The organism is Streptomyces sp. NPDC041129 (assembly GCF_055592265.1).
This window is the reverse complement of record NZ_JBVIYV010000003.1, coordinates 501879-522920: the sequence shown is the minus strand read 5'-3', so window position 1 is coordinate 522920 and position 21042 is coordinate 501879. Positions and strand designations below refer to the sequence as shown.

Annotated in this window: 6 protein-coding genes; 2 read left to right on the top strand and 4 right to left on the bottom strand. The window is 75.2% G+C overall.

Annotation, left to right across the window (positions count from 1 at the left end; genetic code table 11):
- Positions 1-282: 282 nt before the first annotated feature.
- Both ACZ6B1_RS15185 and ACZ6B1_RS15180 read left to right on the top strand, forming a co-directional pair.
- A complete protein-coding gene (locus tag ACZ6B1_RS15185) occupies positions 283-1932 on the top strand; it encodes an alpha/beta hydrolase (RefSeq protein ID WP_468778431.1) in 1650 nt (549 codons plus the stop codon).
- Between the two features lie 130 nt (positions 1933-2062).
- A complete protein-coding gene (locus ACZ6B1_RS15180) occupies positions 2063-2584 on the top strand; it encodes a DUF4232 domain-containing protein (protein ID WP_468778430.1) in 522 nt (173 codons plus the stop codon).
- Between the two features lie 36 nt (positions 2585-2620).
- Here the strand turns inward: ACZ6B1_RS15180 and ACZ6B1_RS15175 are convergent, their stop codons facing one another.
- The 4 genes from ACZ6B1_RS15175 to ACZ6B1_RS15160 all read right to left on the bottom strand — a co-directional run bounded on the left by ACZ6B1_RS15175 (position 2621) and on the right by ACZ6B1_RS15160 (position 20976).
- Complete coding sequence (locus ACZ6B1_RS15175) at positions 2621-3502, bottom strand: alpha/beta fold hydrolase (RefSeq protein ID WP_468778429.1); 882 nt, start codon at positions 3500-3502, stop codon at positions 2621-2623.
- Positions 3503-3598: 96 nt separating this feature from the next.
- Entirely contained in the window at positions 3599-4738 is a 1140-nt protein-coding gene (locus ACZ6B1_RS15170) for an alpha/beta hydrolase (protein WP_468778428.1), read from the bottom strand.
- Positions 4735-7224, bottom strand: a complete 2490-nt coding sequence (locus ACZ6B1_RS15165) for a thioester reductase domain-containing protein (protein ID WP_468778427.1) — start codon at positions 7222-7224, stop codon at positions 4735-4737. Before ACZ6B1_RS15165 ends, ACZ6B1_RS15170 begins: the two co-directional genes overlap by 4 nt.
- A 33-nt stretch (positions 7225-7257) precedes the next feature.
- Positions 7258-20976 (bottom strand): SDR family NAD(P)-dependent oxidoreductase, encoded by a 13719-nt coding sequence (locus tag ACZ6B1_RS15160; RefSeq protein ID WP_468778426.1) that lies wholly within the window; start codon positions 20974-20976, stop codon positions 7258-7260.
- Between the last annotated feature and the right edge of the window lie 66 nt (positions 20977-21042).

Here is a 21042-nt window from a genome sequence, read left to right as displayed (position 1 = left end):
ATTTCCCTGCTTTCTAGACATCGTCGCGGGCACTCGCCCACACCGGATAGAACGCAGCCGAACCATCGGGGTTATGGCGTATCAGTCTTTCACCCCATTGGGCGACATGATCTTTCGAGTCGCACGTAAAGTTTCGAATAGTCACCGATCGCCACAGAAAGTGCGAAGAATAGATCATCGACAGTCGCGCCGCTCGCCCGGAGGCGGCCCTCGCGGACCCCGCTTATGGTGAGCGAGGGCGCCGCCCGGTCCCCGTCGGGTGCGCCCCCCGGGAGGCGAACGATGCTGGCCAAGCTGTCCACCCGGCCCGCCGTGCGGAAGTGCGCGGGCGCCGGCGCGCTGACCCTGACGCTGCTCGGGTCCGGGCTGCCCGCGGCGGCGGCCGAAGAGCCGCGGCCCGGCCTGTCCCGTTTCTACGGGCAGAAGGTGGCGTGGGCGGCCTGCGACGGCGCGGACATGCCCGGAGACCTGCAGTGCGGGAAGGTGACCGTCCCGCTCGACTACGCCCACCCCGGCGCCGGCACGCTCGACGTGGCGCTGGCCCGCTACCGGGCCACGGGCAGGTCGCGGGGCTCGGTACTGCTGAACTTCGGCGGCCCCGGCGGCTCCGGAGTCCATGAACTGGCGGTGGGCGGCAAGCAGTTCATGGGCCTGACCAACGGCTACGACGTGGTCACCTTCGATCCGCGCGGCGTCGGCCGGTCCTCCCCCGTCAGCTGCGGCGCGGGCGGCGAGCAGACCTCGGTGGCGACGGGCCAGAACCTCGACATCACCCGGCCCCAGCCCCTGCTGAAGCGGTTGCGGCGGGCCGCCGACCAGTGCTCCCGGAACTCCGGCCCGGTGCTGCGGCACATAGGCACCGTGGACGCCGCCCGCGACCTGGACGTCATACGCCAGGCCCTCGGCGACAAGAAGCTCAACTACCTGGGCTTCTCCTACGGAACGCGGCTCGGCGCGGTGTACGCGGCGCAGTTCCCGCACAGGGTCGGCCGGATGACCCTGGACGGTGTCGACACCCTGACCGAATCTCTGTCCGAACAGGGTGTGGCGGGCGCCGAGGGCCTGCAGACGGCGCTGGACGATTTCCTGGACTGGTGTACGACGGACATCGCCTGTCCGTTCGGGCGGGACCGGCGCATGGCCGGGAGCCAGGTGGTCCGCCTGGTGCGCTCGCTCGACGAGAACCCGGTGCCCACGGACTTCGGCGGCGCCTTCTCCGGACAGGACCTGGCGGGCGCCATCGGGTCCGCCCTGTACAGCGAGGAGCTGTGGCCCACCCTGGAGCGGGCGTTGGCCTCGCTGGTCGACGACGGCGACACCCGGGGCGTGCTCAGCTTCTCCGCCGGCGCCTTCTGGCCGGGCGGCGGCTTCACCCCGCCCGTCCGGCGGCCCGGACCGGCCCAGGGGCCGGCGGTGGACAGGCGGGACGGCGGGCTCGTGAACTCCGACGACGTACCGGCCGACAACCTGCCGGCCGCCCTGCTCGCGATCAACTGCGCGGACGACCCCGACCGGCCCACCGACGCACAGCTCACGAAGGACCTGAAGGACCTGCGGACCGCCTACGACCAGGCCTCCCCGGTCTTCGGCCGGTTCAAGCTCACCCAGCTCCTCATGTGCTACGGCCGTCCCAAGGGCACGTCCTTCATCCGCGACCGGGTGAAGGACGTCGACACGGCGAAGATGCTGCTGGTCGGCACACGCGGCGACCCGGCGACGCCGTACCGCTGGACCGAGGAGACGGCACGGCGCCTCGGCACGGCGGCCGTCGTGCTGGACAACAGGGGCGACGGGCACACCGGCTACTCGTCCTCCAAGTGCGTGCACCGCAAGGTCGACGACTTCCTGCTGTACGGCTCCCTGCCGGCCGACGGCAGTTCCTGTCCGGCGGACCGGAAGGGCTGGCGCCGCACGTTCGGCACCGCCCAGTGACGACGGGCATGGGGCGAACGGGTGACAGGGGCGGTCGCGGCGCAACCTCCCGGCCGCCCGGATCGTCACATCCGACAAGGCGCGCCCCGGCCCGCCGTACCCGCACCGACCACGACAGGGGGAACCCGAAATGCACATCCGAGCCGCCGTCGCCGTACCCGCCGTCTGCGCCGCCGTAGCGCTGCTGGGCGCCGCGCCTCAGAGCCAGGCGGCCGCCCGGCAGGCCGGGCCCGCCCGCTGCGCGGAACGGGCACTGGCCGTACGGGCGAAGGCCGCGTCCGTCGATCCTTCCGTGCTGCGCGTGACCGTGACCAATCGCGGGGGCCACACCTGCGTGGTCGACCGGGTGCCCACGATCACTTTCGGCGACCTGGACGGGGCCGCGCTGCCGGTGCCCGCGGGCGGCGGCGGCACATACGCGCTCAAGGCGGGCCGGACGGCGTACGCGGCCGTGCGCACGATCGCCGACCCGGCCGATCCCGAGGCCCGCCGGACGGGTTCGGTCACGGTGGCCGCGTCGGCCTCGCAGGGGGGCCGCTCCTTCACCGCCGCCCAACTGGGCACCGGCGGCGAGGTGCTGGTGTGGGAGCCGGTGACGACGTGGTGGCAGCCGACGGCGGCGGCCGCGGACCGGGCTCTCGGCGTCGGCTGAGGCCCGCTCCGGGCGCGCGGATGTTCCGGGGCGGCGCTACGGCAGCGTGGGCGCCGTGGGCTTCGGCGGCTGTGCCGTCCCCTCTTCGGGCTCCGGAGCCTTTGCGGGCTCCGGGGTCCGCTCGTTCCGCTCGGTCTCCGAAGGCTTCGGGGTAAGGAACCGGTCCAGGGCCTCGGTCAGTTCGGCCGGCTTCTCCACGGGCAGTTCATGGCCCGCGTCGATGATGCGGACGACCGCGTCCGGGTAGGCCTTGGCCAGCCGCAGCATCTGCCGCACGGGAAGCTGGATGTCGTGGTAGCCGTGCACCATCAGGGTGGGCGTGCGGATCTCGCCGGCCCGGTCGAGGACGTCGAAGGCGCGCATGGCGCCGTACAGCGTCATGACGACCTCGCGCGGCGTCTCCCCGGAGGCGCGGATGTACTCGCGGACCTCCTCGCGCGGATGGCCCGGCGCGAAGGCCCGCTGGATGTTGGCCGCGATGAACAGCTTGTACGGCGCCAGCGTGGAGGCCGCCATGAGCAGTCCCCGGCCACGGCTGTAGGTCATCCGCCCGATGGAGTTGACCAGCACCATCCGTTCCACCCGCTCGGGGTGGGACAGGGCGATGGTCTGGGAGATCATCCCGCCCATGGAGTGGCCGACCAGCACGAACCGCTCCACCCCGAGGTGGTCGAGGAGCGCCAGGACGTCCGTCGCCAGCTCCGCGACCGTCCGCACCCCGGCCCCGGTGCTCTCCCCGTGCCCCCGCAGGTCCAGCCGGATCACCCGCCGGCCCGCCGAGAAGTGCGCCACCTGATGGTCCCAGCGGTGCCGGTTGGCGGTCCAGCCGTGCACGAAGACCAGCGGCACCTCCGCGCCTTCGCGGGGGCCCTCGTCGTCGTACGTCAGTACGGCGCCGGCGACGTCGAGCTGCGGCATGGGGCCTCCTGGGGTGCGGTGCGGAGCGAGTCCGGTTACTGACGGGTACGGTAACCGGCGGCGACGTCCGCCGTCACCGGCCTGCGGGGATGATTCTCAGCGGTGCGCGCCGAGGAACTCCAGGATGTGCCCGAAGACGTCCAGCGCGGCGCCGCGGCCCAGGAACGGGTCGAGGTGGCCGTAGCCGGGGATCTCGGTGTACGACACGTCGAGCTGCGGCTGCCGGCGGGACAGCACCTCGTGGCAGAGCTTCTGCGAGTCCAGCCACAGCCCGTTCTCGCTGCCCGAGAGCAGCAGCACCGGGGTGTCGATGCGGCCGGCCGCGTCCAGCGCGTTGGGCGGGAGCGCCCGGTAGCGGTGGTCGGTGTCGTGCCAGCGGACGACGGTGCGGGCCAGCTCGATCCGGCGCAGGTGGGGCAGGATCCACAGCGGGGCGGGGCCGAGGAGTTCGGCGAGCCGGTCGTGGGTGGCCGGGTCGAGGTTCTCGTGGACGAAGAGTGAAGCGCCGGTCCCCCAGGCCGAGTTGTGCAGGATCTGGCAGGTCGGGTCGGGGCAGGCCGCCTTGCGGGAGGCGAGCGCGAACAGCGGGGTGTACTTCGACCACAGGCCCACCTTGCGGATGTCGACCGGGATGTGGTCGATCCGGGTCTTCAGCAGCTCCCCCGCCACCGACATCCGCAGCGAGGTCCGCCCGGCCAGCTTGGGCGTGAGGAACACCCCCTGGGACACCACCCCGGCCAGGCCCGGGACGAGACCGGCCGCCATGCTCATCGACAGGGTGAGCGAGCCGATGCAGTGCGCCACCACGAACAGCGGCCGGTGCCCGATGCGTTCACGGACGTGGGCGACGGCTTCGGGTATGTCGTACAGGGCCACGTCGTCGTACGTGTACCTGCCCCCGGTCTCGTTGTACGGCAGCCTGCCGCTGCCCCGCCAGTCCAGCAGCCAGGGCTCGTAGCCGTCGTCGAGCAGGACGTCGACGAGGTTGCGGGTCTCGGGCAGCAGGAACATGTCGGCGGAGGCGGTGTGCCCGTGCAGCAGCAGTACGGCGGGGCGGCCCGGGTCGGCCGGGCCGATCCGGGTCAGGCCGAGGCGGACGCCGTCGCTGGCCCGGAACGGGACCTCTTCGACGTGGGCCGGGTCGAGACGGTGGCGCAGCGGACGCGGTGCCACGCCGGTGCGGACTCTGCGGAGCGCCGTGCGGCCCGCCTTGGCGGGGGTGGTCCTGAAGATCATCGGTTGTGCTCCGTGAGGGTCGGGGTCCGGCGCAGGTCGAGCAGGTCGGCGGCGGCCCGGGCGAACGGGGCGACCAGGCCGCGGCCCATCTCCAGGCCGAACCAGGCGAGCCAGGCGAGCTTGGCGGCCCGCTTCTCCTGACCGGTCAGGCGCGGGTCGACGCGGATGCCGTCGATCTGGTCGCGGACGTAGGAGTCGGCGGGTACGACGACCTCGCCGAGCAGGCTCGCCGCGTCGCCCTCGCGGCCGATCTCCACGGTGAGCGCCCGGGTCTGCCGCCACAGGTCCCGGCGGGCGCGCGCGTACTTGCGGCCCTCGAGCCACCACCGGCCGCCGTCCGCGTCTCGCAACTTGAGCCGGTAGCGCAGGAGTTGGTGCCGCATGCCGTGCTGTTGCGGGATGCCCTCCTCGGGGCGCACCCATAGGTCGCCGCGTTCCACGGTGAGCGGTTCGGGGTGCAGGGCGGGGCAGGTCACCTGTCCGGTGACGTCCACCCGGCGCTCCTTCACCAGTTGGTACATGCTCGCGATGGACAGGGTGAGCGCCATGGAGCAGGGGGCCGAGGCGGCGGCGCCGACCGGTCCGACGGTGCCCTCGGTGGTCTCGGAGAACCAGAGGTAGGGCTGGTCGTCCTTGTGCGGCAGCCGGGCGAGGCCGTCGCCGGCGAGTTTCTCGAAGGTCTTCAGCTGGGCCCGGGCGTCGTAGCGGGCGGCGGGGGCGAGCCCGAGGGCGGCGACCAGGGCGTCGGTGCGCGCGGCCTCGGCGGCCGGGCCCTTCAGGGTTGCCTCGCACAGCTTCAGGGCGGTGGGACTCTGCAACACCCTGGAGAGGAAACCGAGTTCGGGTATGGGCTCGGCCTCCAGGCGGGCGAGGGTGCCGGTGCGCCACTCGTCCCAGTCCTGGACGCGTACGTGCATGCCGCCGAAGGCCATGTCCCGTACGACGTCGTCGAGGGTGTTGGGCACGCCGGTGAGGTTGTAGTCGAAGCCCCACGCGTCGGGTTCGCAGATCGCGGCGACGGCGACCCGGCTGACCCAGTCCACCGGGGCGGCGTTGAGGTGGCGGAACGCCGGCACGGTGCGGAACCGGCCGAAGGCGGAGATCAGGCCGCTGCTGAGGTCCTGCGGGTTGTAGGCGCCGGTCTTCGTGTGGCCGCCGATGCCGCCCGGGCGGAGCGCGGTGACGACCAGGCCGTGGTCGCGGGCCCGGCGCAGGGCGACCTCGGCGGCCCACTTGGACTGGTCGTAGCCGGAGACGAGCCGGTCGATGTGGGCGAGCGGGTCGTCCTCGCCCATCGAGGCGATGCCCACCTCGTTGAACACCGCGATCGACGAGATGTGGTGCAGCGGTTTGGGGCGGCCGGTCGCGGCGAGTTCGGCGAGGGTGAGCGCGCCGATGACGTTGCTGCCGCGCAGCGACTGGTAGCCGCGCAGGAAGTCCACGGCGGCCGCGACGCCGACGACGCTGTCGAGTTCGTGGGCGAGGGTGTGCCACCGCTCGTCGGTGAGGCCGAGGCGCGGGCGGCGGATGTCGCCGGGCAGCACGGTGATCCGGCGGCGGACCTCGGACGACCAGGGCAGGCGGTAGCCGCGCAGTTGTTCGCCGAGCCGTGCCGTGGCCGCGGCCTCGTCGTCCGCGCGGACCAGGCAGTACACATGGGCGTCGCTGTGCCGTAGCAGGTCGAGCAGCATGTGGCTGCCGAGGAAGCCGGTCGCACCGGTGAGCAGGATCCGGCGGGGCGGCACCGGCTCGGGTACGTCGGTGAACGGCAGCCGGTCGGCGAGGGCGAGGTCGGCGAGTATCTGCTCCAGGTCCTCCGGTCGGGCGCGGGAGTAGCGGTCGCCGTCGGTGCGGTGCGGGGTGCCGGGTACGGCGGGCGGGGTGCGGCGGGACGGGACGGGGAGGGTGCCCGGGGCCGCCGTCGGTACGGGGAGGGCCGGCGGGGTGTCCGCGGGCGCCGGTGCGGGCGTCCTCGTGGTGCGGGGGGCGGGGGCCGGGGTTGCGCAGGCGGCCGCGGCGGCAGCCGTGGCCGTGCCGGGCGCCTCGGCGGCGACGGACTCCGGGCTCGGCGCGGCCGTGGGGGTGCCGGGCGTCGCGCCGGCTCCGGAGGTCACCGCCGCCGGCGCGGCGTCCAGCAGCGGGAGCCAGCGGCGGGCCAGGCTGCTCGGGCGGGCGTCGGCGAAGACCTCGTCGAGGTCGACCTCGATGCCCAGTTCGCCTTCGAGTTCGGCGATGAGTTCCACCGCGCCCACGCTGGTGCCGCCGGCGTCGAAGAAGTCGGCGTCGGGGTCGAGCCGGCCGGCGGGCACATGGCGGCCCGCCGCGGCGGCGACCGTGGCGGTCAGGCCGTCCAGGTCCGGCGCCGGGGACGGCGCGGGCTCGGGCCCGGTGCCCGCCGCCCGCACCCTGGCCAGCAGCTCGGACACGCCGAGTCCGCCGCCGCCCCGCTCGATCGACTCGGCGATCGCCTCGTTCACGTCACGCATGAGAGCCCTTCGCGTTGTGCTTGGTCTTGTCGCTCACTGCTGGTCCCAGGAGCGGAACGCCCGCAGGTGCTCGGGCGTGACGACGACGTCCAGCCGTGCGTCGTCCGAGTCGCCGCCGCCGAGTGCGGCGAGCAGCCGGCGGGCGGGCGCGTTGCGCGGGGTGCGCTCCGCGGTGAGCCGGACCTTGGTGCAGCCCAGTTCCCCGGCCCGGTCGGCGAGCCAGGCGAGCAGCCGTTCCTCGACCCCGCGGCCGAGGGCACGGCAGCTCATCGGCCAGGCGAGGACGTCGAGCCGGTCGCCGTCGGCGGCGACCGCGAGGAGCGCGATCTGGCCGTAGTCGCCGAACCGGTCGCGGGCCGCCGCCGTCCACACCTCGCCCCGTTCGCGCCACCGGGCGAGGTCACCGCCGTCGGCGGAGCGGGCGCGCAGGGTGAACTGGTTGGTGCGCCGGACGAGTTGTTCGCCGCGTTCGACGTCCGCTTCGGTGAGTTCACGGATGTCGACCTCGAGGCCGAGCCCCGCCAGGAACTCCTCGAACCCGGCGCCCGCGCGGACGGCGTCCCGGGCGCGTTCGGCCTCGTAGAACCGGGCCCTGAGGCCGTCCTCGGCGGTCGCCGGGGCCGGGACCAGGGGCCACAACCGGTCGAGGAACGCCTCGAGTCCACCGGCCGGCGGGCAGGTCACCGACAGCACCTGGGGGAGCGCGGCGCGCATCTTGGCGATCTCGGCCGGGTTGTCGTCAAGGAACAGGAAGCTGTCCAGGCCGAGGCCCAGGCCGCGGGCGGCCTCGTCGAGGCGGGCGGGCTTGGGTCCCCAGGCGGCCGAGATCACGCTGAAGTGCTCGGCCTTCAGCGTGCTGTCGGGCCGGTCGAGGACCGCGCGGACGGTGGCCTCGTCGTTGTTGCTGACCAGGACCAGCAGCGCGCCCGCCGCCCGCCACCGCAGCAGCCTGCGGGCCAGCAGGGCGCGCGGGCCGCTGAGGTCCACCGCGTCGGGACCGGTCTCGCCCGCCACGCCGCCCCACAGGGTCTCGTCGCCGTCGACGGCGATCACCTTGGGCGCGGGCCGCCGTACGGCCCGCACCACCTCGGCGAGGCGCAGCGCGACCGCGGCCTGGAAGTCGGGAGTGAAGGGCAGGTGGGCGAGCCGCTCGGTGCGCTCGTCGAAGCGCTGCCCGACGGCGTGGTGGCGGGTCCACTCGTCGGGGCCGAGCACCGCGATCCCCGGCAGCCCGGCCAGGTCGGCGGTGATCCCGCGCTCCCAGTCGAGGAGCCGCTCGGTGGTCCTGGCGCCGGGCAGGATGCCGACGACGAGGGGCCTGCGGGTGCGCTCGGCGAGGGACTTCAGGGCGGCCGGGTAGGCGTCGCGGAGTTCGGCGAGGAGGGTGTCGTCGACCGGTCCGAAGCGTTCCAGGTCGGCGGCGCGCAGCAGGACGACGCCGACCGCAGTGGCCGGGTCGGCGAGGACGCCCGACGGGTCCTGGAGGGCGGCCAGCACCTGGTGGTAGGGCGCTTCGGCGGCGCTCGCCCGTTCGTCCTCCAGGGCCGCCTCGCACATCGGGGGCAGATGACCGAGGGCGAAGGTGGCGGCCAGGGCGAGGCGCGGTCCCTCGGCGGGCGGCTCGGGCCGCCGTTCGCGCACCGGGCCGGTCGCGTCCTCGGTGGTCCGGGCGAGCAACGTCAGGAACTCCTCGCCCAGCCGGGCGGCGGTGTCCGCGTCCAGGATGTCGAGGTTGTGGTCGAGGCGGACGGTGCCCGCGTCCGGGGTCATGGTGATCATCAGGTCCAGGTCGGTGTGCCCGACGCCGGCGGGCAGCACCTCAAGGTGCTTCAACTCACCGGAGAAGCGTACGTAGTTGAAGTAGACCTCGACGAGCGGCGCGTTGGCCCGGTGCAGGCCCTGCCGGGCGAGGGTGGCGAGCACGTCGGAGAACATGGCGCCCCTGGACAGGATCTGCCGCAGCCGGCGGTCGGTGCGCAGCAGTACGTCCGCGACCCGCTCCCCCGCCGCCGCCTGCGCGGGGAACGGCACGGGAACGCCGAAGAAGCCCACCGCGCCGAAGGCGTCGGCGTGGATACGGGTGTCCACCGGCACGGCGAGCACGAACCGCTCCCGCTCCCGCTTCCGGGCCAGCAGCACGGTGAGGGTGCCGAGGCAGTGGGCGGCGGGGGTGACGCCCAGGCCGCTCGCGGCGTCCGCGACGCGTCGCATGAGCCCGTCGGGGACGGTGACGGTGACGCTGCCGGACCGGTAGGAGCGGGTGTCCGGGCGGGGACGCGCGAGGGTCAGGTCGAGCCGTTCGCTGCCCCGGAAGGCCGCCCGCCACTCGTCGCCGGGCCCGTCGCCGCCGCCCCGCTGGGCCTCGATCAGCAGGTCGAGGTCCCGATTCGTGACGGTGCCGTCCAGCGGGGTCCCGGACAGCTCGGCGTCGATCTCCGCGGCCACCAGCAGCAGGGACTGCAGGTCGCTGACCGCGTGGTGGGCGCCGAACACCAGGATCTGGCCCTGCGCGCCGCCGTCGGCCAGCTCGAACCGCCACAGCGGCGGCGCCGCCAGGTCGAACGGCGGCTCCAGCAGCAGCCGCAGCCGCTCGGCGGGGTCCCCGTCCGGGCCGTCGGTCCAGCGCAGCGGCGGCGCGGGCAGCTCCCGGTCCACCCGGAGCTGACGCCGGCCGTCGGCGCCGGTCACGACGGCCGTGCGCAGGGCGGCGTGCCGGGCGACGAGCCGGTCCAGGATGCCGGTGAGGTCCTCCTGGGTGACCGGGGTGGTGAGCCGTACGGCGAGGCCGACGCCGTGGGCCGCGTGCGGCATGTCCGGCTGGGCGCTGCGCAGGAGGCGTACGACGTCCCGGGTGGCGGGCCGCAGTTCGGTCTCCGGGACCTCCCGCGCCGGTGCGTCCTGTCCGGCCTCTGCCCGTGCGGTGCGCTCGGGCAGCCCTTCGCGGAGGGCGCGGGCGAGGCCGCGGATGTCGGCGGCGGAGAACACGTCGGCGGCCGGAAGTTCGACGCCCAGCTCGCGGGCGAAGGCGTTGCGCAGCCGGACGAGCATGAGGGAGTCCAGGCCGAGTTCCTTCAGGGCGGTGGTGGCGAACACGTCCACGGCGCCGCCGGAGACCTCGCCGACCCGGGCCCGCACATAGGTCTCGAGCCATTCGGCTCGCTCCTCCTCGGTGGCGGCCGCGAGTACCCGCCGCACGAGGTCGTCGCCGTCCGCTCCGGCGGCCGGGACGGTCACCAGGTCGGCGAGCAGGGGCCGGCCGCGCGCCGCGTCCGGGTCGAGGGCGAGCAGCTCCATGTCGAGTGCCATCGGCGCGAGTTGGCGGCGGCCGGTGGCCAGGACCCGGTCGAACAGCTCGCCGCCGTCCTGCGGGGAGAAGGCGACCAGGCCCGAGCGGCCGGTCTCGGCGGCCCGGGTGCCGGACCCGGCGACCATGCCGACACCGGCCCAGGGACCCCAGTCCAGGCTGAGCGCCCGCCGGCCGGTGCGGGAGAGGTGATGCGCCCAGGCGTCGAGGAAGGCGTTGGCCGCCGAGTACGGGCTCTGTCCCGCCGAACCGAGCAGCCCCGCCACCGACGCGAACAGCACCAGGTTGTCAGCCTCGGGGACGAGCTCGGTGAGCAGGGCGGTGCCGAGCACCTTGGGCGCGAGGACGCGCAGGACGCGTTCCCCGGTGAGGTTGGCGAGGGTGGCGTCGTCCAGGACACCGGCGGTGTGCACCACGGTGGTGATGGGCCCGGCCTCGCGGCGTACGGCGTCCAGGGCGGCCGTGAGGCCGTCGCGGTCGGCGACGTCGGCGCGGGCCAGGTGCACGCCCACTCCCCGCTGTTCGAGGCCGTCGATCCAGGCGCGGGCGGCCGCGTCCGGAGTCCCGCGGCCGAGCAGGGCGATCCGCCGGGCGCCCCGGCGGGCCAGCCGTTCGGCGACGACCCGGCCGAGCCCGCCGAGGCCACCGGTGATCAGGTGCACGCCGTCCGGCTGCTCGGGGTGGCCGCCGTCGTCGGGGCGGGTGCGGGCCAGCCGCGGGACGAGCCGGCCGGTGTCGCGCAGCGCGACGAGGCGTTCGTCGTCAGCGTGCCGGAGCTGGGTCCACAGCCGGTCGGTGCCGCCTTCGGCGGGAAGGTCGATCAGGGTGGTGGCGAGTTCCGGGTGCTCCTGGGCCACGGCGAGGGCGAACCCCCAGGCAAGGGCCTGCTGCGGATGGGTCACGGCGGTGCTGTCACCGGCGGCCTGGCTGCCGCGTACGACGACGAACAGGCGCGGTGTCCCGCCCTGCCGCCGGTCGCGGCCGGTGAGGGCCCGGACCAGGTGGAGGGTGGTCAGGCAGCACAGCCGGGCCGCCTCCTGCGCGCTGCCGCCGTCGGTGACCGGCGGGGCGTCGAGCGCGGAGAGCTGGACGATCCGCTCGGGCGGCGCGCCCTCGAAGGCCTCGTCCAGGAGCCTGGCGAGCTGGGCGGGGTCGGCCGGGTCGAGGACGTGGCGGCCGGGGGCCTCGACGGCGTACTCGGTGCCGCGGCGGGCGACGGCGTACGGCACCAGGCCGTCCAGCCGGGAGGTGAGTTCGTCCGCCGTTCCGGTCTCGTCGGCGAGGATCAGCCAGCCGCCCTCGCCGGGCGGTTCCTGTGCCTCGGGGCGCGGCTGCCAGCGGGTCTCGAAGAGGGCGCCGTCCAGCGGGGACAGCGCGGCGAGCCGGAACTCGTCGATGGTGAGGACGAGTTGACCCTCTTCGTCCCACAGGCGCAGATCCAGCGTGGCCGTGTCGCCGTCCACCGAGCGCAGGTCGCAGCTCACCCAGGCGGGCGTGGTGCGCACGCCGCTGTGGTGCACGCGGCCGGCGCCGGCGGGGACGAAGGCCCGGCCGGCGGGCGTGGCGGCGGGCAGGGCAGCGCTGTGGAAGGAGGCGTCCAGGGTGGCGGGGTGCAGCAGGTGCCCGGCGGCGGGGCGGGCGGCCAGCCGGGCGAGGGCTGTCGTGCCGCCGTCCCGGTGGCCCTCCTCCAGGCCCCGGAAGGCGGGTCCGTAGTCGATGCCGAGGGCGGCGAGTTGCGCGTAGACGGCACTCACGTCGACCCGCTCGGTGCACCGCTCGCGCAGCGCGGTCAACCCGGGCCCGTCGGCCGGGCCGGGTTCCGGGGCCTTCGCGACAGGGTCCAGGGCGATGCGGCCGGTGACGTGCCGTTCCCACTGCCGGCGGCCGTCCGGGGCGGAGGCGACCGTGAAGTCCCGGTGGCCGTCCTCGGCCGGGCGCAGCACCAACTGCAGGCGTACGGGCCGGTCGGCGTCCAGCCGCAGCGGCTGGACGAACCGGACGTCGGTCAGCCGCACCCCGTCACCGTCCGCCGCCAGGCCGGTGGCGGCCTCCAGCACCATGTCGATGAGGGCGGCGCCGGGCAGCCACACCTCACCGGTGACGCGATGGTCGGTCAGGTAGGCGAAGCGGGCGTCCTTCAGGTCGATCTCGGCCTGGAACAGGTCGCGGCCGGGCTCGTCGCTGGCCTGGAGGTGGGTGCCGAGGAGAGGTGAGCCCGCGGTGCCGCCCGACCGGACCGGGGCGAGCCAGTGGCGTTCCCGGGCGAAGGCGTACGTCGGCAGGTCGGCCCGGCGGCCGTGCGGGTGCAGCGCGGTCCAGTCGGGGGTGTGCCCGGCCGTGTACAGCTCCCCCAGCCTGCCGAGGAGTACGTCGTGTCCGTCGCGGCCGCGGCGCAGCGAGCCGACGCCGGCCGCGTCGACGCCCGCTTCGCCCGCCACCGCCTCGATCGCCGGGAGGAGCGAGGGGTGCGGGCTGAGTTCGACGAAGTAGCGGTAACCGTCGTCCAGCATCCGCCTGATCGTGTCCGCGAAGCGGACCGGCCGGCTCAGGTTCGCGTACCAGTAGGCGGCGTCCAGGCCGTCGCCGGGGACCGGTTCGGCGAGTACCGACGAGTAGAGAGGGGTCGCCGTGCGGGTGCCGCGGACGCCGGAGACGCGGTCGAGGAGGTCCGCGCGCAGGGGTTCCATGAGCGGGGTGTGGGAGGCGAACGGTGTCGACAGCACCCGGGTGGGGACGCCCCGTTCCGCCAGTTCCGCGCGGAGCGCGGTGAGCGCATCCGACTCGCCGGAGACGGCGGTGGCCGTGGGGCCGTTGACCGCTCCGACGAACAGCTTCCCGGTGTAGGGGCGCAGCAGGTCCTCGACGTCGGCGGCCGGCAGCTCGACGGCGAGCATGCCGCCGTGCCCGACATGGGGGACCACCGCCTGTGCCCGGCCGGTGACGGCGGTCACGGCCTCGTCCAGGGTGAGGGCGCCCGCGCTGTAGGCGGCGGCGATCTCCCCGAGGCTGTGGCCCACCACGGCGTCCGGGGTGACGCCGAGTTCGCGCCAGGCGGCGGCGAGGGCCGCGTTCACGGCGAAGAGGACCGGCTGGAGGTATTCGGTGCGGTCGAGCGGGGAGAACTCCTCCGGTGCGCGCAGCACGTTGAGCACCGACCAGCCGGCGTGCCGTTCGACGGCGGCGTCGATCCGGGTCAGCTCCGCCCGGAAGGCCTCGGACCGGTTCATCAGCTCCAGGCCCATGCCGGTCCATTGGCCGCCGTGCCCGGCGAACACGAAGGCGACCTTGCCGGACTGCTCCTCGTGGGGCGCGGGGACCGGCTTGCGGCCGCTGCCCAGGGCCCGGAGCGAGGACAGCAGTTCCTCCCGCCCGTCCGCGACGACCGCCGCGCGCCACTCGAAGTGGCTGCGGTGCCGGGCCAGGGTGTGGGCGACGTCCGGGAGGGCGGTGTCCGCGGTGATGTGCCGGGCGAGCCGGGCGGCCTGTCCGCGCAGCCCGGCCTCGCTGCGCCCGGAGAGGACGAACAGCCGTTTGCCGTCCGGGACTTCCGTCTCCTCAGCGGCCCGGGCCGGGGCCTCCTCGACGACGACGTGGGCGTTGGTGCCGCTGATCCCGAAGGCGCTGACACCTGCCCGCCGCGGCCTCTCCCCCGTAGCCGGCCAGGCCACCGGTTCCTGGAGCAGCCGCAGTCCGCTGTCCTCCCACTCGACGTGCCGGCTGGGGGTGTCGGCGTGCAGGGTGGGCGGCAGGGTCCGGTGCCGCATGGCCTGCACGACCTTGATGAGTCCGGCGACGCCCGAAGCGGCCTGCACATGGCCGATGTTGGACTTCAGCGACCCGAGGTACAGCGGGCGGCCCTCGGGCCGGGAGCCGGCGAAGACCTCGGCGAGGGCGTTCGCCTCGATCGGGTCGCCGAGGGTGGTCCCGGTGCCGTGGGCCTCGACGTAGTCGATGTCGGCGGGGTCGAGTCCGGACCGTTCCAGCGCCCGGCGGACCACCTGCACCTGGGCAGGTCCGTTGGGCGCGGACAGACCCTGGCTGCGGCCGTCCTGGCCCACCGCCGTGCCGCGCAGCACGGCCAGCACCTCGTCGCCGTCCCGTCGCGCGTCACCGAGCCGCTTGAGGACGAGCATGCCCGCGCCCTCGGCCCAGATCGCCCCGTCGGCGTCGTCGGAGAAGGCGCGGCAGCGCCCGGTCGGGGAGAGCCCGCGCAGCCGGCTGAACTCCACGAAGGTCTGCGGGGTCACCATCAGGGTCACTCCGCCGGCCAGCGCCAGATCGCATTCACCCGCGCGCAGCGCCTGGGCGGCGAGATGGGTGGCGACCAGTGAGGAGGAGCAGGCCGTGTCCACGGTGAGCGCGGGGCCGTGCAGGCCGAGTGAGTACGCCAGGCGGCCGGAGGCGACGCTGAGCGCCGAGCCGGTGCCGACGTAGCCGTCGAGCTGGTCGAGGCGGGATCCGGCCAGGTAGTCGCTGCCGAACATGCCGACGTACACGCCGGTGGTGCTGCCCGTGAGCCGGGCGGGCACGATGCCGGCCCGTTCGAGCGCCTCCCAGGCCGTCTCCAGCAGCAGTCGCTGCTGGGGGTCCATGGCGGCGGCCTCCTTCGGGGTGATGCCGAAGAAGCCGGCGTCGAAGGACTCGATGTCGTCGAGGAAGCCGCCTTCGCGGGCGTAGGACTTGCCCGGTGCGTCCGGGTCGGGGTCGTAGAGCGCGTCGACGTCCCAGCGTGCCGCCGGGAACGGGCCGACCGCGTCCCGGCCTTCGGCGACCAGCCGCCACAGGTCCTCCGGGTCGCCGACCGAGCCGGGGAGCCGGCAGGCCATGGCCACGATGGCGATGGGTTCGCCGGTGGCCGGTTCGCTCCGGCGCGCCCGGGCCCGTGCCGGGGCCGTCGTAGGGGTGGCGTCGCCGAGCGCGTGGGCCAGCAGGTACTCGGCCAGCCGGTCGGCGGTGGGGTGGTCGAAGAGCAGGGTGGCCGGCAGGCGTACGCCCAGCCGGGCCGCGAGGCGGTTGCGCAGTTCGACGGCGGTGACGGAGTCCATGCCGAGGTCGCGCAGCGGCCGGCCGGCCGGTACGGACTCGGCGGAGCGCAGGCCGAGCGCGCGGGCCGCCTCCTCGCGGACCAGGGCGAGGACTCGTTCGCCGCGCTCGGGTCGGGGCAGCCGGGCCAGCCGGCCGGCCAGGGCGCCGCCCGCCTCGGTGCCGGTGCGGGGCGCGGGCAGCAGCGTGCGCCACAGGGCGGTGCCCACGGCGTCCGTGGTGCGCAGGCGGGGCAGGTCCAGGACCCAGCCGACCTGGTGCGGGGCGTCGCCGCGCAGGGCCAGCGCCACCAGGTCGCGGCCCTGCTCCGGGGTGAGGGCCCGGTGCCCGAGCCGGGCCATGCGGTCCAGGTCGGCGTGGGCGGCCGCGAGGCCCTCGCCCGCCCAGGCGCCGAAGGACAGGGAGAGGCCGGACAGGCCCGCGGCCCGCCGGTGGTGGGCGAGTTGGTCGAGGAAGACGTTGGCGGCCGCGTAGTTGCCCTGGCCCGGACTGCCCACGACGCCGGCGGCCGAGGAGACCAGCAGGAACAGGTCCAGCGGGGTGCCTGCGGTGAGCCGGTGCAGATGGGCGGCGGCGTCGGTCTTGGGACGCAGTACCCGCTCCAGCCGCTCGGGGGTCAGTTCGCCGATCACGCCGTCGTCGAGGACTCCGGCGCAGTGGACGACGCCGCGCAGCGGGAACTCCTCGCCCACCGCGTCGAGTACGCCGGCGATCGCGGCCGGGTGGGTGACGTCGCAGGCGACGACCTCGGCCCGCGCGCCGAGCGCGGTCAGTCCGTCGACGGCCTCCTGGGCGCGCGGGTCCTCGGTGCCGCCGTGTGCCGTCAGCAGCAGCCTGGGCACGCCGCGTTCGGCGAGGAGCCGGGCGATGTGCCCGCCCACGGCTCCCAGTCCGCCGGTGATCAGGACGGTTCCGTCCGTGGGCACCGCGGCGGCCCGGTCATGGCCCGGCTCCGGTCCCCGTCCGGCCTTCCCCGGCCGGGCGCGCACCAGCCGGGGTACCACCAATTCGCCATCGCGCCACGCCAGTTCGGGCTCGTCGGTGAGACCCGCGGCGGCCGTCAGCGCGGGGACGGGATCGGGGTCGGCGTCGTCCAGGTCGAGCAGGGTCAGCCCCAGGTCCGGGTGTTCGGCACGCGCGCTGCGCACCAGGCCCCACAGCACCGACTGGGCGTAGGCGGGCACCCGGTCTCCGTCGGCGGCGGCGATCGCGCCGCGGGTCACCCACACGGTCCGCGCGGGTGCCTGGCCCTCGGGGAGCGCGAGGAGCCGCCGCAGCTCTTCGAGGGCGCCGGTGGCCGTCTCATGCGCGACGGCCACCTGATCGGCATCCGGTGCCGGGCGCGGCCAGAAGCGCACGGCGACGTCGGCGTGGTCCTCGGCGCCGGGCAGGCCGTGCCGGGCGGCGGCAGCCTGCGGGTCGGCGGGGTCGCCGGCCACGGCCCAGGTGAGGTCCGGCGCGTCGGCGGGCTCCTCGCCGACCGCCGTCCACGCAACCTCGTACAGGTGCCGGGAGTTCTCCGAGCCCGTGTCGAGGCCGGCGGGATCGGCGGTGCGCAGGCGAACTGCCTCCAGGCGTCCGGCGGGGAGGCCGTCGGCGTCCCACAGGGTGACGTCCAGGGTGAGGTCGGTGCCGGTGTCACCGGTGCGCCGCACCCGCGCGGTCAGATCGCCCACCGTGCCGGCCGGGAGGACGCAGCGGCCCACGGCGACGGGCAGCAGGGCGCGTTGCCCGGCCGGGCCGAGCGCGGCCGTCACCTGGAGGGCGGCGTCCAGCAGCGCGGGGTGCACCGGGTACGGGTCGGCGGTGTCGCGGGCGCCGGCGGGCAGCGAGAGCCGGGCGAGGACCTCCCCGTCGCCGGTGACGACCGCCGACCGTACGCCCTGGAAAGTGGGCCCGTAGCCGAGGCCGAGCCCGGCCAACCGGTCGTAGGTCCCCTCGGTCCAGGCCTCTGGGGCGGACTCCGGCCAGGCGGGCGGGCGTTCCGGGGTGAGCGGGGCCGAGGTGGCGGCGCAGGCGGTGGCGTGGAGGGTCCAGCCGGGGGCGTCCTGGCCGCGCGGGCGGCTGTGCACGGTGACCTCCGGCACGGGGCCCGCGGTGACGACCTCGACGGAGACCTCGACCGTGCCCGATCCGGGCAGGACGAGCGGGCCCACCAGCAGCAGGTCGGTGACGTCGGCGGCCTCGTCCGGGCGGGCCACGGCGAGGGCGGCACGGCACAGTTCGAGCAGGGTGGTGCCGGAGACCACGGTGCGGCCGAAGACGATGTGGTCGGGCAGCCAGTCGGCGGTGGCCGGGGACCATTCGTTGCGGAAGGTCCAGCGGGTCTCGTCGGCGGACTGGAGCTGGACGCCGAGCAACGGGTGCGCGGCGCGGTCGAACAGGGCGGAGCCGCCGGCGCCGTACTGGGGCTCGGTCCAGTGGCGCGCCGAGTCCCAGGCGTAGGTGGGCAGATCGGCGGCGGTGCCGTGCGGGACCAGGCGGCGCCAGTCGATCCGGCGTCCGTGGGCGTGGAGTTCCGCGGCGGCCCGGTCCAGGCAGCCGGGACCGTCCTCGTCGCGGCGCAGTGAGCCGACGGCCGTCAGTTCGTGGCCGGTGTCCTCGCCGAGGGTGCGCAGGGCGGTGAGGAGGGCGGGGTGGGGGCTGAGTTCGACGAAGTGGCGGTAGCCGTCGGCGAGCATGCGCTCGACGGTGGGTGCGAAGCGGACCGTTTCGCGGAGGTTGGCGTACCAGTGGTCGGCCTCCAGTTCCCCGGTGACCGGTTCGGCGGTGACGGTGGAGTACCAGGCGATGTCCGTGGGGCAGGTGACGACGCCGTCGAGTTCGTCGAGGATCTGCGCCCGGACGGGCTCGACCCGGTCGCTGTGCGAGGCGTAGTCGACGTCGAGGCGGCGGACGAACACCTGGCGCGCCTCGAGGCCGGTGAGCAGGGCCTCCAGCGGTTCGACGGCACCCGCGACCACGGTCGCCCGGCCGCTGTTGACGGCGGCGACCGAGACGCCGTCGCCGAGCAGGGGCTCCACTTCGGTGTGGGGCAGCGCGACGACGGCCATGCCGCCGGTGCCCGCCAGGCCGGTCAGGGCCTGGCTGCGCAGGGCGACCACGGCGGCGGCGTCGTTGAGGCTCAGGGCGCCGGCGACGCAGGCCGCTGCCACCTCGCCCTGGCTGTGCCCGATCACGGCGTCGGGGAGCACGCCCCGGGCCCGCCACACGGCGGCCAGGGACACCATCACGGCGAACAGGGCCGGCTGGACGACGTCCACGCGCTCCGGCTGCGGGGCGCCCGCGTCGCCCCGCAGCACGGCCGTCACCGACCAGTCGGTGAAGGGGCGCAGGGCGGCGTCGCAGCGGTCGAGTTCGTCGGCGAACACGGGGTCCCGGTCCAGCAGGTCGCGGGCCATCCCGGCCCACTGGCTGCCCTGGCCGGGGAAGACGAAGGCCAGCTTCCCGCCAGGAGTGGCCTGTTGGGGCCCGGTGACGTGGTCGGGGTCGGGCCGGCCGTCGGCGAGGGCGCGCAGGCCGTCGAGAAGCCCGGCGCGGTCGGGTGCGTGGAGCACGGCGCGGTGCTCGAAGTGGGTGCGGTGGTGGGCGAGGGTCGAGGCGACCGAGGCCAGTGGCAGCTCAGGACGGGACTCGAGGACTTCGAGCAGCCGGGCGGCCTGCCCCTGGAGGGAGGGGAGGCTGCGGGCGGAGACGGGAAGGAGGGCGGGGCCGGGCAGCTCGGCGGGGGCGGCGGCCGGGGGGGTGTCGGCCGGCGTGGCGGTGGCGGCGGGGGTGTGCGGCGCTTCCTCGATGATCACGTGGGCGTTGGTGCCGCTGATGCCGAAGGCGCTGACTCCCGCCCGGCGTACCCGGTCCGCGTCGCGCGGCCAGGCGAGCCCCTCGGCCGGCACCCGCAGCCCGGTGCCGGACCAGTCGATGTGGTCGGTGGGGTGCTCGGCGTGCAGGGAGGCCGGTATGCGCTCGTGCCCCAGGGCGAGGACGGTCTTGATGACGCCGCCGATGCCCGCGGCCGCCTGGGTGTGGCCGATGTTCGACTTCAGGGAGCCGATGACGAGCGGGCGGCCGGCCGGGCGGTCCGGGCCGAACACGTTGGCCAGCGCCCTGAGTTCGATGGGGTCCCCGAGCCGGGTACCGGTGCCGTGGGCCTCCACGTGGTCCAGGTCCTGCGGGCCGAGCCCGGCCGCGTGCAGGGCGGCCCGCAGCACCCGTTCCTGCGCGGGGCCGTTGGGGGCGGACAGGCCCTGGCTGCGGCCGTCCTGGTTGATCGCCGAGCCCTTGACGACGGCCAGGATCCGGTCGCCGTCCCGGCGTGCGTCGGTGAGCCGCTTGAGCAGGACGAGACCGCAGCCCTCGGCCCACACCACCCCGTCCGCTTCGGCGGAGAAGGGGCTGCACCGCCCGGACGGGGACAGTCCGCGCAGCCGGCTGAACTCGACGTGCCCGCGCGGGGTGACCAGCAGCGTGGCGCCGCCGGCCAGGGCGAGGTCGCACTCCCCGCTCGCCAGGGCGCGCGCCGCCAGATGCAGGGCGACCAGCGAGGACGAGCAGGCGGTGTCCACGGTCACCGCGGGCCCCCGCAGGCCGAGGGTGTAGGCGATGCGCCCGGAGGCCACGCTGGCCGCCGAGCCGGTGCCGACGTGCCCGTCGAGCTGGTCCAGCGAGGCGGCGGCGAGGTAGCCGCTGTCGTACAGGCCGAGGTAGACGCCGGTGGGGCTGCCGTCCAGGGACTCCGGGAGGATGCCGGCGCGTTCGAACGTCTCCCAGGAGGTCTGCAGGAGCAGCCGCTGCTGGGGGTCCATGGCGGCGGCCTCGCGCGGTGAGATGCCGAAGAAGGCCGCGTCGAAGCGGTCGATGCCGCCGTCGAGGAAGCCGCCCCGCAGGGTGTACGCCTTGCCGGTGGCCTCCGGGTCGGGGTCGTACAGCCCGCTGGTGTCCCAACGGCCCGCCGGGACCTCGCCGATGGCGTCCCGTCCGGCGTCCAGCAGCCGCCACAGGGCCTCGGGGTGCTCGGCGCCGCCGGGGAAGCGGCAGGCCATGGAGATGATCGCCACGTCGTCGCCGGGACCGGAGCGATCGGGGCCCGTGCTTTCGGGGACGGCGCCCGGAGTGGGCGGCCGCACCGGGGACGGCGCGAAGACGGCCTCCGCGACGGCGTCGATCGTGGGGTGGTTGAAGACGAGGGACGGCTCCAGGGGGCGGCCGGTCAGGGTGCCGAGTTCGGCGGCCAGGGTGACCAGATGCCGCGACCCGAGGCCGAGTTCGGCGAGTGGGCGGTTCGGGTCGAGGCGGCCCGGGTCGGTCCCGGCGGCCTCGGCGACGGCCGACATCAGCCAGGCCCGGACGCCCTCGGAGGTCGTCAGGGACGGCTCGGGGGTCTGCTTCGGGGACTCGTTCGCAGGCATCTGGGCAGCTGTCCTCGTGAACTCGGGCTCAGGCGGGGCTCCGTACCGGACTTCGGGTGCGCGGTA

What these genes read in the sequence shown, in the direction of transcription:
- ACZ6B1_RS15185 (WP_468778431.1), top strand. Translation starts at nt 283, where the DNA reads ATGCTGGCCAAGCTGTCCACCCGGCCCGCCGTGCGGAAGTGCGCGGGC.
- ACZ6B1_RS15170 (WP_468778428.1), bottom strand. Translation starts at nt 4,738, where the DNA reads ATGATCTTCAGGACCACCCCCGCCAAGGCGGGCCGCACGGCGCTCCGC.
- ACZ6B1_RS15165 (WP_468778427.1), bottom strand. Translation starts at nt 7,224, where the DNA reads ATGCGTGACGTGAACGAGGCGATCGCCGAGTCGATCGAGCGGGGCGGC.
- ACZ6B1_RS15160 (WP_468778426.1), bottom strand. Translation starts at nt 20,976, where the DNA reads ATGCCTGCGAACGAGTCCCCGAAGCAGACCCCCGAGCCGTCCCTGACG.
- ACZ6B1_RS15180 (WP_468778430.1), top strand. Translation starts at nt 2,063, where the DNA reads ATGCACATCCGAGCCGCCGTCGCCGTACCCGCCGTCTGCGCCGCCGTA.
- ACZ6B1_RS15175 (WP_468778429.1), bottom strand. Translation starts at nt 3,502, where the DNA reads ATGCCGCAGCTCGACGTCGCCGGCGCCGTACTGACGTACGACGACGAG.